Here is an 18,434-nt window from a genome sequence, read left to right on the forward strand (position 1 = left end):
GGGAGGATAGGATCCGCCAATGCTAATCGCTTGCATTCATAAGGGAAAGCGACAGGAGCCCCGTTATCGAATTTCCAGACTGGCTAAAGCAGGCATGGCCACCTATACAACGGGTCATCAGGCTTGAGCCGAATGACCAGCCTTTCATCCCATTAAGCCGTGTCGCCGATCCTGCCTTGCTGCAGCCCGTGCTGGCCGAGTTTGCCCTGCGCTATCCCGGCATCAACAAGCCTGCAGTGGTGTCGCAGTGGTCGATGAACTACATGAGCATCGTGGTGCCGGCGACCCTGGCCTGCCTGCTCACACGCCAGCAGGCGATCGACTTCTGGACAGATGGCAGTGTGTTGCACCTGGATGCCGGACAACCGCTGGCGTTGAACTTCACCAGTGGCTTGCCGACACTGACGGAACCTGAGCGCGTCCTCTACCTTTCGCGCTGGCTGCACGAGCACCTGGCACCGTTGTTCGCCACCCTGGCGGCAGCCGGTGGCTTGGCACCGAAGATTTTGTGGGGCAATTTCGTCGCGATCTGGGACGGTGCGTTCGACCGGTTCGACCCCGACCTGTCCCGGCCAGGCTTTGCCGAGGTGCACCGTTGGCTGGAGCAGGTCAGCGTTAACGACGGACGTTTGAAGTTGCGCGGCCTGCAACGCCAAGTCCCGTCGCCCGCACCGGATATTTGCCCGCGTCTGCCACTACGCCGGCATTGTTGCCTGCACTACCAGCTGCACCCGCTGGTTGAAGGCGAGCCGCTGGTGCTGTGCGAATCCTGCCCCAAACTGCACCGTCTGCCCTTGGCGGAGCAGGTCAGCTACCTGCACTCCCTCTATGACTGAGCGGCGCTGACCGTCAACGGCGCTTCGCTCAGGCGCCCATGCTCGATACGCAACAAGCGATCGGCAAGGCCGAAGTACGCGTCGTCGTGGGATATCACGATCACCAGTTTGCCGCGCGCACGCAGGTCCGTGAGGATGCGGGTGTAGAAGAAGTGTTTGAATACCGGGTCTTGGTCTGCGGCCCATTCGTCGAACAGGTAGCAGGGACGATCATCCAGATACGCACTGAGCAGCGCCAGGCGCTTGCGTTGCCCGGTGGACAGCGCCAGCGTGGTCAAGCGGCCCTGTTCGATTTGCACCTTGTGGTCCAATTGCAGGTGCACCAGGTAATCCTGGGCCTGCTGCACCAACTGCGGATCGTCGCCGTCGAACAGGTTTTCGAACAGGCAGAAGTCGGTAAAGATCGCCGAGAAGTGCTGACGGAAATGGTGGTTGTTATTGCTCGACGACACCTGCTCGTCGAGCATCACATCGCCGCTTTCCGGGCGATAAAGCCCGGTCAGCAACAACGCCAGGGTGGTCTTGCCGCTGCCGTTGCCGCCAGTGATAAACACCGTCTCGCTCGCCTTTAAGGTGACGTTGATCGGCCCGAGGGTGAAGTGGCCGTCTTCGCGTTCGCGGTAGTAGGTATGCGTCATGTCGCGGCACACAAGGCTGCGCACCTGGGTCGGCGCGAAGGTTTCCAGGGTTTCGCTGGCGCCCTGCATTTCGCCTTCCAGGGCGCGGATCTTGTTCAGCGCCACGCTGGCACGGCCCAGGGTTGGCAGGGCGTGCATCAATTCCGAGAGCGGCGTGATCATGTACAGGATCGCGAGGATATAGCCGGTGACCAGGCTCACGCTCAGCTCGATAAAGTGCGGCGCTACAAACAACACCACGCCGATCAGCAGGTAGAACACCGCATTGCCCCAGTTCATAACCACCGCATAGATGCTCATGCCGCGCACAAAGTCGCGCCGGTATTGCTGGCTGACCGGCAGCAGCAGGCGCGTAAAGAAGTGTTGGCGACGCGGGTGATTGAGCTGCAGCTCCTTGCTGCCATCAGTCAGCAAGCGGTAATGCTCGAACAGTTGGTCCTTGAGTTCGCGCGCGCGGGAAATCGACGTCAGCGCCCGGCGTTGCGGCCAGTTGAAACTCAGGCTGCCGAGCATGATCAGCAACACCGTCAAGCCCAGCAGCGGCAAGCTCAGCCATCCCAGGTAACCCAGGCAAGCGATGATGATCCCGCCGTTGACCAAAAGGATCGGCACCAGCTCCACTGCCTGGCTGATGGTTTGCGTGTCGTCGGTCAACATCGCCAGCAGCCGGTGCTTGCCCAATCGTTGCAATTGCGCATAGGGCGTGTCGATCAGCTTGGCGCTCAAGTGCAGGCGCATATCGTTGACCGCCGCCTGGCCGAGGCGCAGCAGGCTGATATCGGAAATAATCCGCGACACCGCCACCAGCAGCACCAGTCCACCGAAGTACAGGCCGTCAATCGGTCGCAGTTGGTCGAACACCGTGAGGCTGTGGTTGATCATCGCGATCAACCCTGCTGCCGCAAGTCCGCAGGCCAGGCCGGTCAGCGTCGCCACCAACAGGGCGCGCCACGAGCGCTTGGCCATGAGCATCAGCAAATCCATTCAAACTGCTCCGTCTGTCGCCAGGGCCGCAAGGCCGACGATCAATTGTTGATGCATCGTGGGTTGTTCCAGGATGTTCAAGTGTTGCGCCTGCACCACGTCACGCACCCATGGCCCGCTGCTCAGCTGTTCCCACTGCGGGTCGGCAAAGTCCGCTGCTTGCAGCGTGGCATCGGCCCACCAGATATGCACCGGGCAGCTTAGCCGTGGCGGCTGGAAGCTGGCGAGTAACTGCTGCGTATGTTGCTGGTAGCCAATGCGCGTGTGCAGATGTTCCCAGCTGTCGCCCTGCAGTTGCAGGCCTTGCTGGTGCGCCCATTGCGCCAGCGCGGGCAGGCGCTCGGCGGCGGGCAGTGTAGCCAATCGAGCAGTCAACGCGGTGGAAACCGATGCCGGCAAATTGCGCAACCGCGCCTGGCTGTCAACGGTCAGCGCCTGCGCGGCTGAGTCGAGCAATGCCTCGACGCTATCGTCCTCGTCCTGTCGCTGGTATTGCGAGTCGAGGATGCCAAGAAATGCCACCTGTTCGCCGCAACGTTCCAGCTGCGCCGCTGCGGTGATCGCCAGCAGCCCGCCCAGTGAAAACCCAAGTAGATGATAGGGGCCTTGGGGCTGCTGCTGGCGCAGTTGCTCGACATACAGCGCTGCGAGGCTGTCGATGTTGCCGTCGAGCGCTATGCTGTCGTCGCCCAGATACGCCGCCTGCAAGCCCCACACTTGCCAGTTGGGTAGATGGGGCAGCAGCGCGCGGTAATCCTGCACATGGCCGGTGGACGGGTGGAAGCAGAACAGGTTGGTACCCGGTCCCGCCGCCGACAGCCGCACCAGCGGCGACAACGTGAACTGCGCCTGCACCAGCGCTGCAAATGCCGCCACGCTTGGCGCATTGAACACCGCATTGACGGTGACCGGCGCCGACAACACCGTCTGCAAGCGGCTCGCCAGGCTCACCGCCGCCAGCGAGTGCCCGCCCAGGGCGAAGAAGTCATCCTCGATCCCCACCCGCTCCAGGCCCAACACCTGCGCCCAGACTTCGGCCAGCAATGCCTCCAATGGCGTGCGCGGCAGGGCGCCGCCCACGCTGTCGAGGACCTTGTCTGCCCATTGCTGCAAGGTCTTGCGGTCGAGCTTGCCATTGCCCATCAACGGCAACGCTTCAACGATACGCAGGTTCGGCAGCATGTAATCCGGCAGGCGGTCCTGCGCCTGGCCATGCAGTTGCGCCACTGTCAGCGAATGCCCTGGCGCCAAGGTCAGGAACGCAAACAGTTGCTGGCCCAGCTCACCTTTAGGCAGGCATTCCACCGCCGCCTGGGCCACGCCCGACAGGCTCGCCAACTGGGCCTGGATCTCGTCGAGCTCGACGCGAAACCCGCGCACCTTGACCTGGCGATCGGTGCGCCCGGTGATTTCCAGGCTGGCGTCATGCCGATACCGCGCACGATCTCCGGTGCGGTACAGGCGCTCGCCGTCGCGCTGGATAAAACGCCCGGCGTCGTGTTGCGCATCCAGGTAGCCACGCGCCAACTGCGGGCCGGCGATATACAGTTCGGCGTTTTGCCCAGGCGCGGCCAGTTGTTGCTGGTCGTCGAACACATACAAACGCATGCCATCGAGGCGGTCGCCCAAGGGCAGGCGCCGATAGTCACAGGCCGGATCGACCTTGTGCATCACCACGCCAACGGTGGTTTCGGTCGGCCCGTAGTGGTTGAACACCGTGAGCGCCGGTGCGAACGCGCGGATCGATTGCAACAGGCGCCGCGAACAGGTCTCGCCGCCAAGGATCAGTTGCTTGCGCGGCAGCACGGCGGCGCTTGGCGTGTGGATCAGCCAGGCGTCGAGCAACGACGGTACGATTTTCAGATGATCGACGGGGTACTGCGCCTGCCAGGCGGCCCAGGCCTGGGCGTCCATGGCGGTTTCCTTGTCGAGTACGTGCAATTCGCCGCCGCTTAGCAGCGCTGGGAACAGCAGGGTGTAACCCAGGTCCGCGGCCAGCGAGGTGACCACGGCACTGCGTTCGCGGGCTTGCAACTGCAGGCGCGAAGACACACTCGACACGTAACTGGCCAGTTGCGCGTGCTCGACGATCACGCCTTTCGGCAAACCGGTGCTCCCCGAGGTGAACAATAGGTACGCGGCATCCTCAGGCCGGATGTCAGGCGCAACGTCGGTCATTGGTGCCTGTTGCCAAACGGCAGTCTCGCGCAGATCAAGGCCACCCATCGACGCCAGCACAGGGGCATCGCCAGCGGCGCCGGTGAGCACCAGGCGCGGTTGCGCCTGTTGCAGAATCGCCAGCGAGCGTTGGGCGGGCTGGTGCACGTCCAACGGTACAAACGCTGCGCCGCTCTTGAGCACGGCGAGCATCGCCAACACCATCTGTGCCGAACGGTCCAGGTACAACGCCACGCGGTCTTCGCGGCCGATGCCCTGAGCTATCAGATAATGCGCCAACTGATTGCTGCGCGCATGCAGTTCGGCGTAGCTCAGGTGCTGTCCGGGGTCGCGCAACGCCAGGTGTTCGGCAAAGCTGGCCGCACAGGCGTTGAAGCGCGCTGGTACGCTGGCAAAGAGCGGTGCGGCCTGCTCATGACGAGCAGCCAGCGCCGCCGAAAACCCTGGTGCGCGCAGCGACAGCTCGGCGAGCGGCTTGGCAGGGTGGGTGAGGGCGTCGAGCAGCAGCGACTGCAATTGCTCCAGCAGGGTCTGCGCGGCAGGAATGCTGTAGCACCGCGCTTGATGACACAGCGTCAGGCGGTAACCGGCAGTGCCCTGTGGTTCAGCCATCAGCAGCAGTTCCATGCCGGCGGGGATGGCGTGCATCTCCAGCACCTTGAACGAGCTGCCCGCGGTTTCGAACCCCGGGGTCCACTGGAAACCGTAAGGCGCGGTCTCAACCGGCAGCGAGTATTCCTGCCATTCGCCCGCCTGTTCGCAGAGCACTTGCAGTGTGGCCAGTGCCCCGGTGAATGGCCGCTCGACAACCGGTTGCCACGGCAGCGGCAGGGCCTTGGCGAACAAGCCCCAGCAGTCGGCGAGTTCTTCGTAGTCGTCACGGCAGTCATGCACCCAGTTCAGGGTGAGCGCCGCACTGTCATTGGCACTTAGGCGCTGCAACAACACGCCCCAGGCCGTCATCAGCAACTGTTCGGCGGGCGCGGAGTGACTTTGCAAGGCTGCGCTCAATGCAGGGTTAAGCATGACGCTGGTGGTCAGCGTCGTAGCAGCCTGATCGCTGCGTGCCTCGCGGTACAGCAACTCGGTACCGGCCTGCTCGCCCAACGCCAGGCCAGCCCAGTATTGCCGACCTTGTGCGGCGTCTTCATCCGCCTGCAAGTCGTGAATCCAGGCGCTGTATTGGGTGTAAGTCATGGCCTCGTCGTCAGGCACCGGCGCCAAAGCCGAACCCAGGGCTTGCGCCAAGCGAAGCAGCGTCCCACGGTCGGCGGCCAGGGCGGGTAATTGCAACGTGACCTGATACACATCCTCCACCCGTGCCTGTACATCGACACTGAAGGTGTGGGTCGCCGCGACGATCTGCAATGGCACTTGCAAGCCTGGTTCCGGTCGGGTTTGCAGGCGCAGCGCATCGTGCACGGCGGCCAGCGATGCCAGCCGTTCGTGCAGCTGTGCCAGCGCGGCAGCACCGTGCACTTGCAGGGTCAAGCGTGCCAGCGGCGCATTCGCCAGCCATTGGCTGCGCTGTTGTGGCGACAAGGCGAACGCTGCTTCGTAGTGGCTCATACCGGCTCCTGCGCGTGCTGCAATTGTTCGCGATTCATCATCTGGCCCATGGCAACGCAGATCTTGCGCTCCCCCTCAAACGGGTCGCGGGCGTGCGCCACCAGCATATTGTCGAGCATCACCATGTCGCCTTTTTGCCAGTCGAAGCGCACTGCACAGGCCTCGTACGCCGTACCGATCACGTCCATCACTGCATCCTCAATCACGCTGCCATCGCCGTAATACACATTGCGCGGCAGGTTGCCGGCGCCAAACAGGTTTATCAGGTTGCTGCGCACCTCCGCTTCCAGGCAGGCGCTGTGATGCAGTTGCACCTGGTTGAAGAACGACGCCTCACCGGTATCCGGATGCGTGACAATCGCCGGGCAGTGTTGGGCAACCTTCAGATTGTCCTCTCCCAGCCATTCCCACTGCATGCCGGATAGCAAGCATTGGCGTTCGACCTCTTCGCGTGTTTCGGTTTTGAAGAAGTCCTGCCAGCGCACATCCAGCTTGTCGGTGAAGTGCCGCACATACAGCAGGCCCAGCGCCTTGAAGCGCTCGACAATGGCCGGCGGCAACTGCGTCAGTACCTGGCGGCAATCGACAATCGGGGTGCAACCACCGCGTGGTGCCGGAATCTCGCAGAAGAACCACTGCTTGCGCGGCCATTGCGCCAGGTGCGAGCTTTCGTTATGGAACAGAATCATGTGTTGTTCCGGGTACGGCGTGGAGTGGTAGATGTTCTTGCCGGATTTATTCTTCGGCAGGTCGCCGTAGGTGCCATACAAGTCCGGTTCGATCGCCTGGGCGAACTGCTCGAAGGCGTTCGCGTCCGGCAGGTTGAAACCACGGAACAATAGGCCGCCGTGGCTGCGCAGTTGCACATTGATCCATTCGCGCGCCTGTACGGCCCAATGCACCGGGTCCAGGTCGGCCAGCAGCGGCTCGATTACCAGGGGCAGTGGTTGGCCGTCGCTCAAGGTGCGTGTGCGCACCTGTTCGTGGGGCCGTTGGCTCACGGCGGTGGCGCGGGTGCTTTTTAGCTTGCTCATTTTCGACAGCTTGCGCGCGCTGCGTGCTTGGGCGTCGTCGATTGCAAGAGGTTCAGCTGGGGTGTCGCCCGCCAGGCGCCACGCCCAGTCTTGCAGGTTCAGAGTGTCCAGCAGGGCTTGGAAGCCTTGTTCAAAATGAGCAACGGTCTGGGCGCTCAACACGCCGGTGCGATAGACCCAGCGCACATTCAGGCCGCTCTCGTCTTCCTCGACAAACACCGCCAGATCGAACTTGCTGGATTCCTGCTGCGGCGCCAAGTGTTCCACCGCCAGGCCTGACAAGCTGGCCGAGCCCTGCGGCGTGTTCTGCATCACAAACAACACCTGCACCAGCGGGTTTACGCCGGGCGTACGCGGCGGTTGCAGTGTCTCGACCAGCTTGTCGAACGGCACCTGCTGGTGCTGGAAGGCTGACAGGCAATCCTCGCGCAAGCGTTGCAGGCGGCTATCAAAGGTGTCGTTGTCGTCGAGGCGCGCGCGAATCGGCAGCACGTTGACGAAGAAACCGATCAACGGCTCCAGCACCGATTGCTCGCGGTTGGCCAGGTCGGTGCCGACGATAAAGTCGTGAGTACCGGTGGCCCGCTGCAAGAGGCTGTTGAACGCATTGAGCAACACCATGAACAACGTGGCCTTGTGCTGTTGCGCGTACGCCTTGAGTGCCAGTGTTTGCGCCGGGCTGAACTGCTGGGTCAACACCGCACCCCTGTAATCCGGCTGCGTCGGGCGCGGCGCGTCCAGCGGCAACGCGATCAAGGTCGGTGCGCCGTCGAGCTGACGCCGCCAATAGTCAATCGCCCGCGCCAACTGGCGCTGTTGGGGTTCGCTGCGTTGCCACTGGGCGTAATCGGCGTACTGGATCGGCAACGGCGAGAAGGCCGGGACCGCGCCGCTGGAGTAGGCCTGGTAGCCGGTGATCAGTTCCTGGATCAGGATGCCCATGGACCAGGCGTCGGTGGCGATATGGTGCAGCACCAGTTGCAGCACATGATCATCCGTACCCAGGTGCAACAGGTGGGCGCGCAGCATCGGTGCCTGCTGAAGGTCGAACGGCTGCGCCGACTGCCGGTCAATCACGCTTTGCAGGGCATGGGATTCGACAGTGACCGGGGTGAGGTCAAGCGTGGGCGCTTCATTGATGACTTGGCACGGCTGCTCGCCGTTCAAGTGGTAAGTGGTGCGCAGCGCTTCATGCCGCTCCAGCACACGTTGCAACGCCTGTTGCAAGGCCGCAATGTCGAGCGTGCCACGCAAGCGCACCACGCTGGACATGTTGTAGGCCGCATTCGGCCCTTCGAAGCGGTCGAGGAACCACAGCCGCTGCTGGGCGTACGACAACGCCAGCGCCTGGTTGCGGGGTGCCGGCACAATCTCGCTGTCATCAGATACCTGAGCCTGCTGATCGACCGCCTGCGCCAGTTCCTCCAGCGTGCCGCCTTCGAACAAGGTGCGCAGCGGCAGGCTGACGTTCAAGCGGCGACGAATGCGTGAGAGCATTTGCGTGGCCAGCAACGAGTGCCCGCCGATGGCGAAGAAGTCGTCGTACACACTCACGCTGGCCACGCCGAGCAGGTCCTGCCACAGCTCGGCGAGGGCTGTTTCCGTCGGCGTACGCGGCGCAACCGACACGCCTTCGACCTGTTCGGCCGGTGCCACATCCAGTGCCGCCAGGGCACGGCGGTCGACCTTACCGTTGGCATTCAGCGGCAATTGTGTCAGCACCTGCCAGCGCGCTGGCACCATATAGCTCGCCAATTGCCCGTTCAGGTGCGCGGTGAGTACCTGTTGCGCGGTTGGCGCGTCGAGTCCGGCCGCGCCGTCGAGCACATACCAGGCCACCAGTTGCAACGCCCCACGGGCATCGGGCAGCGCCAAGACCGCCGTGCTGTCGACTGCCGGGTGTTGCATCAGACGGTTTTCGATTTCGCCCAGCTCGATGCGATAACCCCGAATCTTCACCTGCTGGTCGCGGCGGCCGAGGTACTCAATCACCCCATCGGCGCGCAGGCGGCCGATATCGCCGCTGCGATACAGGCGCGCGCCGGGCTGGAACGGATGTGCGACAAAGGCTTCGCGGGTGCGTTGCGGGTCGCGCAGGTAACCACGGCCGACACCCACGCCACCGATGCACAACTCACCCGGCACGCCGATCGGCACGCAGCGCAGGTCGGGATCCAGCACAAATACCTGGTTGTTTGCGGTCGGCCGGCCGATCGGCATGTGCAGGCAGTCATCGCCCGGCGCCTCGGTGATCGGGTAGAACGCCACGTCATCCGAACACTCGGCCGGACCGTAGGCATTCATCAACGGGATCGACGGGAAGCGTGCGAACCAATCCTGTGCCAGCGCTGGCGGCAGTGCCTCGCCGGTGGGCAGCAGCCAGCGCAGACTGGCCAGGTTGTCTTGTGCGCGCACCTCCTGGAGCATGCCGCGAATCAGCGCCGGCACGGTTTCCAGCAACGTTAACTGCTGCGCCTGTACCGCATCGAGCAAGGCCAGCGGATCATGGGCCTGCGCGTCGGGCAGGATATGCACGGTGGCACCCACCAGTGGTGCGGCGAGGAACTGCCACACGCAAATATCGAACGCCGGCGAAGCGGTCTGTGCGATGCGGTCATGTTCACCCAGGCCCAGGGCCGGGACTTTACCGAAGATGTTATTCAGCATACCGCGCTGTTCGACCATGACGCCTTTTGGCGTACCGGTGGAGCCCGAGGTAAAAATCACATAGGCCAGTTGGTCGGGGTTGTGCGCGTATCCAATCGCGGGCTTGTCCTCGCCTTGCCACAGGGCCTGCGCGACCAGGCACGTCGGCTGTGTGCGCAGCTGCGGCAGCACGCTATCCAGCACGCCGGTGGCGCTGTCGCACACCAGTAGCAGCGGCGCTGCACCCAGGTTAAGCAGTTCGGCCAGGCGTGTGGCCGGCTGTTGAATGTCCAGGGCCTGGAAGGCGGCACCAGCCTTGAGTGTACCGATCATCAGGGTCAGCAATGCCAAGCCACGCTCGGCGAACAGCGCCACCAGGGTTTCCGGCCCGGCACCCGCGGCTTGCAAGGCATGGGCAACGGCATTGGCGCGACGGTCCAGCTCGGCGTAGGTCAAGGATTCGTGCTGGTGCACAGCGGCAATCTGTTGTGGCCGGCGGTGCGCCTGTTCAGCGAACAGCTCGGCGTAGCCTCGAGCCAGCGGGAAATCGACCTCGCTGCGGTTCCACGCCACTTGCAGTTGCTCGCGCTCGGTGGCTGGCAGCATGTGCACCGTGCCCAGTGGCGCTTCTGGCGCGTCGAGCATGCTCGAAAGCAATTGCACCAGATGCCCGAGCATGCGCTGCACGGTGTCGGTGCTGAAGCGCTGGTTGTCATAGGACAAGCGAATGCCCAGACGATCGCCGGGGTACAACACCACCGTCATCGGGAAGTTGGTGTGCACCCGATCTTCATAGATATCGATGCTGAAGGCATCCAGTTGCACGCTGCTGATATCCAACGGTGCGTTTTCGAACACCACCAGGCTGTCGAACAGCGGTTGGCCGCGAGGCACGTTGCTGCTGCGCTGGATATCCACCAGCGATGCGCTTTCATGTTCACGCAGGCGAGCGTTGTGTGACAGCAGAGCCTGCAGCCAGCCCGCGACTGGCGCTTGCGGGTCGACATCAACGCGCAACGGCAAGCTGTTGATGAACAGCCCGACCATTTCCTCGACACCCGCCAGATCGGTTGGGCGACCGGCCACGGTGACGCCGAACAGCACGTCGCGGTTGCCGCTGTAGCGCGACAACAGCAGTGCCCAAGCGCCCTGGATCCAGGTGTTGGGCGTCAATTGGTAATGCTGGCACAGCTGCTGCAAACGTTGGGTCTGGCTGATACTTAAGGTCTGGTCGAAGTCGCCGACCTGTTCCGGCGCCTGTTCCGGACCGGCGAGGGCGCTGTCCACGTGCAGCGGCGTCGGCTCGCTGAAACCGGCCAGGTCGGCTTGCCAGAAGGCATGTGCAGCGGCCATGTCCTGGCGTTCCAACCAGCTCATGTAGCCGCGGAACGAACGCAAGCGCGGGCGCGCCACGGGCTCTTGGCGTACGAGGGCCTGATAGATCGCCAGCAGGTCCTCCATCAACAGGCCGAAGCACCACGCGTCCGTAAGGATATGGTGGAAACTGCGCACCACCGCAAAACGCTGTTCATCGAGCTGGAACACCCGCAGATGGGTCAAGGGTGCGCTGCTCATGTCGAAACCCTGCACGCGCTGGGCTTCCAGGGCCTGGTCCATGGCGAGGTGCTGCTGCGCGTCATCCAGGTGACGCAAGTCTTGCCAATCGAACGCCGCAGCTGTCTTGCGATACACACATTGCAGCGGTTCGTGGTCGTCCTGCCACCAGAACGCGGTGCGCATCATCGGGTGGCGGTCGAGGAACAGTTGCCAGGCGGCCTCCATGGCCGGGCGTTGCAATACGCCGTCCCAGCTGTAGCGCTGTTGCATCAGGTAGATGCCACTGTGGGGTTGCAGCAAAGTGTGCAGCAGCATGCCTTGTTGCATCGACGACAGCGGGTAGACGTCTTCCAGGTTTGACCAATCCAGCGGTTCGGTCGCAAGCGTTGCGGCTTGTTTGTGGCACAGCGGGAAAGCCTCGCTGGCCGGGCGCAGCCCTGGCTCGGCGAGCACGGTCGCGAGGGCGCCAAGGCGTTCGGCCAGTTGCGGCGCCCAGTCGGCGGCCAGCGCGCCTTCAACCCGCAGGTGCAGTTGGCCGTCCTGCCAATGCGCATCGATGCGCAAGGCATGGGTCGATGCCGCTGGCGTATTGGCAGCGGTGATGTGTGCCAACAGGCTGCGCGGTTCACGGTGGATGTCGAAATCGCCGCGCCAATGGATAGCAATCGGTGCAGCAGGCAAGTCGCGCAGGGGTTCTTGCAGGTAGGTGTTGTCTGAGAGGTAGCGCAGCGCGCCGTAATCGGCACCGTGTTGCGGGTACGCACGCAGTTGCGCGGCCACCGACTGCAGGCGTTGCAACGCATTAGCACCTGCGGCTTGCAGGAACACCGGCACGGCCAGGTCCAGCGCACCGACGATCAGTTGCGGCTCGAGGTCGGCCAGCACCAGGGGCGCGCCCACTGGCAGGCGTTCGGTGGCCGGGCGTGCGGCGTACAGGTCCAACGCCAACAAACCGTCGCCGCATTGTTCGGCCACGGCAGTGGCCAGCAGGCTGTTCCACTCCAGGTGCAACACATCGGCCAAGCGCTTCAGCTCGCCGGAGGTTGCGCCACTCAGGCTCAGCTCGACCACGTTGCTCGCCTGGTGGTTGTCAGGCAGTTGCAGCGTGTCCATGCCGGCGTATTGCAGCCAGTGTTCCCACGCGTCGTCGAGGGCATCGCTCTCGGCATGCGCTTGCTGATGACGGGTCCATTGGGTGAAGTTGCCACCGCTGTAGGACAGCCGCACCGGCCGTTGCAGGCGCAGTTGTGCCAGCGCCAGATTGAGGTCCGTCAGCAGCAACGACCAGGAAGCCTCATCCACGCATAACGGGTGCGCGGCCAATAACAGGTGATCGCCAAGCAGGCTGGCATACAGGCTTTGGCCTGCCTGTAGGTCAAGTGCGTCGACTGCGGCCTGGGCCAGTGCGTGCAGGTGTGCCGGGTGGTAGTCGCCCGAGGTGATCGCAGCCGCCTTGGGGGCCACCAGCACACGCTGTTGCCAGTCTGCGTCGAACGCCAGGCGCAGGGCCTGGTGATGCTGCTGCAAGGCGCCAAGGGCCTGGCTGAGCAGCTCGCGATCAAGCGGTTGCGCCAGCGCCACGCAACGCCAGGTGGCGGTCAATGGGCCTTGTTCCAGGCGTGCGCGTTGGCCGGCGCTCAGGGGCAATGCATAGCCATCGGCACGCTGCTCGGCCACTGCATGGCTAGCGTCGGCCCCCAGAACACGGGCGATATCGGCGATGGTGCGGTTCTCGAATAACTGCCGTGGCGTGAGCTTGAGCCCTTGCTGATTGGCCCGCGCGATGATTTGCAGGTTGAGGATTGAATCACCGCCGATGGCGAAGAAGTTGTCGTGCACACCCACCTGTTCCAGCTTGAGCACGTCCTGCCAGATCGCGGCCAGCAGCGTTTCCACTTCATTGCGCGGGGCGACGTGGGTGGCGTTGTCATCGCGGCTGGTGGGTGGCAGCGGCAGGCGCTGTGCGTCGACCTTGCCGTTACGGGTCAGGGGCAATTCATCCAGGGTGATGAAGTGCGCCGGCACCATGTAGTCCGGCACGCGGTTGCCGAGATCGTTGCGCAGCTTGAGCGCTGACAGTGACTGGCTCGCCACCAGATAAGCGACCAGGCGCAGGCCGCCGTCCAGTTCAATCGCGCGCACCACCACCTGTTCGATCAGCGGTGACAGGCGTTTGATCTGTGCCTCGACTTCGCCCAGTTCCAGGCGGTTGCCACGAATCTTCACCTGGCTGTCGACTCGGCCAAGGAACGCCAGTTGGCCGTCCACCAGCCAACGCACGCGGTCACCCGTTCGGTACCAACGTTGGTGTTGGGCATCGTGGTGGAAGCGCTCGGCGCTGAGGTCGTCACGGTGCAGATAACCACGGGCGAGGGCGCCGCTGATCAGCAGCTCACCGCTCACCCCTGTCGCCACCTCACGACCCTGAACATCCACCACCTGCAATTGACGATTCGGCAGCGGTCGGCCCAAGGCAATACTGCGCTGGCCCGGCGTGAGTTGGGTGGCAATCGCACCGACCGTCGCTTCACTCGGCCCATAGTGGTTGAACACCCGCAGCCCCGGCGCCAGGCCGTTGACCTGCGCCAGCAGCGCCGGGCTCAGCGCGTCGCCGCCAAACACCAGCAACGCCTCTGGCAACAAACGCGCATCCGGCAGCGCTTGCAACAGACCGCTGAGGTGGCTCGGGGTAATTTTCAGCACGTCCACCGGGTGCTGGCTGAACAACTCCGCCAGGGCCAAGGGGCTGAAACCGCTCTCGTCATCCACCAGCAACAGGCTGCCACCGCTGCACAGCGCGCCGAACAGTTGAGTGTGGCCGAGGTCGGCGGCAACGCTCGACAGCAGCCCGTAGCGAGCGGCGGCAGGCGGCTTGAGCACGCTGTGCACCGCTGTCAGGTAGTCAACGATTGCCCGGTGTTCGACCACCACGCCTTTTGGCGTACCGGTGGAGCCCGACGTGTAGATCACGTAGGCCGCATCATCCAGGCTGTGGGCGACGGCGGGCGAGGTCTGCGGCTGTGCGGCGATGACCTCGGCCTGCTCGGTCAGGCACAGCAACGGCGTGTGCTCGGCCAGGCGTGCCAGCAAGGGCGAAGCCGTGGCGCCGATCAGCAGCGCGGCGCGGCTGTCTTGCAGTACATCGGCCAGACGCCCGGCCGGTTGTTTCAGGTCCAACGGCAGGTAGGCGGCACCGGCCTTGAGGGTGGCGAGCAGGGCGATGACGAAATCGGCGCTGCGCTCCAGGGCCAGTGCGACCAGGCTCTGGTGGCCGATGCCTTGGGCGCGCAAATGATGGCTGAGACGGTTGGCGCGCCGGTCCAGCTCGGCGTAACTCAGTACGCCTGCGCGGTCGCGGATTGCCGGTTGGTCCGGAGCGGCAACGACCTGTTGCTCAAAACGCTGATGCAAGCACGCCTCAGGAACGGCGAGTGACACACCGCGCCCCAGGGCTTGCAGGTGCTGGCGTTCGTCAGCGCCCAGCCAATCGAGTTCGCCCACACGGCGTTGGGGTTGCGCGGCCATGGCCAGCAGTACGTTGCGCAATTGTGCCGACAGCAGCGCGATCTCGGCGTCACTGAAACGGCTGCGGTTGTAGCTGAACAGGTAGTGCAGTTGTTCGCCCGGCACCACGATCAGTGACAGCGGAAAATGGTTGCGCCCCTGGGTCAGGACCAGGCCATCGGTGGCCTGCTCACGGTTCGGGTCGGCGAAGCTCAAGCCGTTGGCGTCCTGATTGAGCGCATCGGTGACCGGGAAGTTTTCGAACACCAGGATCGAATCGAACAGCGCCTGTTCGGCCGCTATCTTACTCATCGACTTGAGTTTGCCCAGGGGCAGGTAGGCGTGGTGGCGCAGGTCGCTGTTGGCTTGCTGCAACTGTTGCAGCCAGTCCACCAGTGCCGGGCCGTCGGCCCATTGCACGCGCAGGGGCAGGGTGTTGATGAACAGGCCGACTGTGCTGTCGACCGCCGCGAGATTTTCCGGTCGCCCGGCCACGGTCACGCCGTAGATCACGTCATCGCGGCCTGCGTGTTGGCCGAGCAACAGGGCCCAGGCGCCTTGGATCAGGGTGTTGAGCGTCAAGTGATGGCGACGGGCGAACTGCGCCAGTTGTTCGGTTTCGTCGACACTCAGGCGGTTTTCCCGTTCGGCGCATGGCGCGTCGGTCGTGGGAAGCAGGCGCAAGCCGAAATCGGGCAGCGGCGTCGGTTCGCTGACGTCCTGCAACTGGTCACGCCAGAAACCTTCGGTGGCAGCCATGTCCTGTTCTGCCAGCCAGGCGATGTAGTCGCGGTAGGCGCGCGTCGGCGCCAGGTTGGCCGGGCGGCCATGGGCGTGTTCGTAATAGAGCGCCAGCCACTCCTGGATCGCAATGCCGACGCTCCAGCCGTCCATGATGATGTGGTGGAAGGTCCAGATCAGGTGCCAGCGCTGCGGTTCCAGGCGCACCAGGGTCAGGCGCATCAGGGGCGAGTCATTCAGTTCCAGCGGTTGTGCGCGTTGTTCCAGGGCCAATTGCTGCAGCGCGGTTTTCGGGTCGGCGTGGCCTTGCCAGTCCAGCTCGCTCAGGGGCAACCCGACGTCGGTTTGCACCACCTGATAGGCATCGTCGAGGTCTTCCCATAGAAACGCGCTGCGCAACACGGCGTGGCGTTGCATCAATGCTTGCCAGGCAGCGCGAAACGCCGGCAATTGCACCGGGCCGTTCATCTCCAGGCTCAATTGCTGGTAGTACACCCGGGATTCTGGCTCGACCACGCTGTGAAACAGCAAACCGTGCTGGGTCGGCGATAGGGAGTAGATGTCTTCGATGTTGTTCATGGTTGTGCGATCCATTTCAAATGCTTGGAGAAAACGGCCAGCCACGGGCCGTTTTCAGGAATTCGGTTTGCTCTTGAGCTTGCCTAGCAACGCGTCCAGGGACTTCTGATTGAGCGCCTTGGCCAACGGGAAGTCAGACGGCATCAGTGCCCCGGCCTGCGGATCGAGGCAATGTTCCAGCAGCGCCTGCAGGTGCTTGAGCAGTTGCGCAGGCAGGTCGCGATCGGCGTCCGGGTTGACGCTGTGCCAATGCAGGTGCAGCACGCCGTCCTCCAGCCAGGCCACCACTTCACGGGCATGGCTGACGCGGTTACCCAAAGCCACCTCCGACGGCGCCGCCAGCGAGCTGGCACGCAACCAGCCCGGCGAGGTTTGCTCGTGGCCCAAATAGTTGAACAGCACATCACCGCTGGCCGCTGGCAACTCGCCGCGCAGGCGCAGCAAGCCGTGCCCGAGGCCCTGGCCGGGAACGCCGCGCAGGGCTTCCTTGGCCTGGCGCACCCAGTCGCCGGCGGCGCCACGGGCGTTGACGCGCAGCGGGAACAGGGTGGTGAACCAGCCCACGGTGCGGCTGGCATCCAGGCCCTCAAAACCGGCATCGCGGCCGTGGCGCTCGAGGTCGACGACGATGTCCTGGCGCTGTTCGGCTTGCGCCAGGGTGGCGACCAGGGCGGCGATCAACAGCTCTTCCGGTTGGGTCCGGTAGGCGGCGTGGGACTCGGTGAGCCATTGATGAGTCCGTGTGGCATCCCAACGGGCCGACAAGGTCTGGCGCTCGGCCACGGTGGCCTGGGGCCGAGGGTTGGTTGCGACCTGGCTGGCCCAGTAACGCTGCTCCGCGGCGACTTTGCCGGCATGCGCCTGCAGGTGCTCGGCCCATTGGCGATAGGACGTGGTTTTTGCCGGCAGGCTCGTCGGCGTGCCGTTTTCCAGCGCCGCATACAGCTGCTGGAAATCTTCCAGCAGTGGCGTCCAGGAGACGGCGTCGATCACTAGGTGATGCGCAACCAGATATAGGCGTTGCGGATTACCTTCGAGCAAGGCAGCGGCGAACAGCGGGCCATGTTGCAGGTTCAGGCTCTGCGCGACCTGTTGCAACTGGTCCACGTCCGTGACGAGCGTCAAGCGGGCAGACTCGACCGCTGCAATATGGGCTTGCCATTGACCGTCTACTTCGATGAAGCGCAGGCGCAAGGCATCGTGATGGGCGATCAATCGATCCAGGGTGGCCTGTACCACTACCGGCTGCAGCACGCGATCGCTGTCGGCCAGCACCGATTGGTTCCAGTAGGCGGGCTGCGGTTGCTGCTGATCGAAGAACCACTGGTGCAGCGGCATCAACGGCATCGCACCGCTGACTTCTCCTTGCTCGGCCACCGCCCGCAGCGGTGTGATCACCAGCGCCAGGCCCGCAGGTGTCTGGGCGCGGAACAGGTCTTTGGGCGTCAGGGCGTAACCCTGGTCGCGCAGGTGCGAAATCAGCTTCAAACCAAGGATCGAATCACCGCCCAAGGCGAAGAAACTGTCAGCCGTACCGACCACACGCCCAGCCGTGAGGCCGTCGCCGAGCACGTCGCTGAACAGCTGGCAGACCAGGCTTTCCAAGGCGTTACGCGGGGCGACGGATTCGTGTTGGGACTGCGGCAGTGGCAACGCGGCCAGGGCTTTGCGGTCGAGCTTGCCGTTGCTGGTCAGCGGCAGGCTCGGCACTTCGACCCACACCGCTGGCACCATATAGGCTGGCAATTCGGCGCTGAGCACAGCGGTCAGCTCCGACTGCGGCGCCTGGCTGCTGTAGAACGCCACCAGGCGGTTGTCGATAACCAGCGTGCAGGCGCCGGTTATGCCGGGCTGAGCCAGCAGTGCGGCGTCGATTTCGCCCAGTTCGATGCGCTGGCCGCGCAGCTTGACCTGGTGGTCGAGGCGGCCGAGGTAGTCGATATTGCCGTCGGCAAGGAAGCGGCAACGGTCGCCCGTGCGGTACAGGCGCTCACCGTTAACCGTCAGGAAGCGCTCGGCAGTCAGGTCTGCGCGTTTCAAATAACCGCGCGCCACGCCGACACCGCCGATGTACAGCTCGCCGATGCTGCCAATCGGCAACGGTTGTTGGGCTTCATCGAGGATATGCAGGCGCAGGTTGGCGATGGGTTTGCCGATCGGCACGAGCG

At 63.9% G+C, this 18,434-nt stretch carries 5 protein-coding genes; 1 reads left to right on the forward strand and 4 read right to left on the reverse strand.

The window, feature by feature from the left end; all coding sequences use genetic code 11:
- The first annotated feature begins 179 nt into the window (after window positions 1-179).
- Entirely contained in the window at window positions 180-836 is a 657-nt protein-coding gene (fhuF, locus tag ACW9I6_RS08105; protein WP_087694536.1) for a siderophore-iron reductase FhuF, read from the forward strand.
- On the opposite strand, the gene ACW9I6_RS08110 is transcribed toward fhuF, so the two are convergent.
- From ACW9I6_RS08110 to ACW9I6_RS08125, 4 genes are all read right to left on the reverse strand, one after another.
- A complete protein-coding gene (locus ACW9I6_RS08110) occupies window positions 827-2,458 on the reverse strand; it encodes a cyclic peptide export ABC transporter (RefSeq protein ID WP_106803968.1) in 1,632 nt (543 codons plus the stop codon). The genes fhuF and ACW9I6_RS08110 overlap by 10 nt on opposite strands.
- The gene (locus tag ACW9I6_RS08115; RefSeq protein WP_457339148.1) at window positions 2,459-6,205 is read right to left on the reverse strand and encodes a non-ribosomal peptide synthetase; all 3,747 of its coding nucleotides are present in this window, start codon (window positions 6,203-6,205) and stop codon (window positions 2,459-2,461) included.
- Complete coding sequence (locus ACW9I6_RS08120; RefSeq protein ID WP_457339149.1) at window positions 6,202-16,266, reverse strand: amino acid adenylation domain-containing protein; 10,065 nt, start codon at window positions 16,264-16,266, stop codon at window positions 6,202-6,204. The genes ACW9I6_RS08115 and ACW9I6_RS08120 overlap by 4 nt, the downstream gene beginning before the upstream one ends.
- 54 nt (window positions 16,267-16,320) lie before the next feature.
- The coding region (locus ACW9I6_RS08125) for a condensation domain-containing protein (RefSeq protein WP_457339150.1) at window positions 16,321-18,434 on the reverse strand (2,114 nt) is incomplete at its 5' end.

The organism is Pseudomonas sp. SDO5522_S412 (assembly GCF_054071215.1).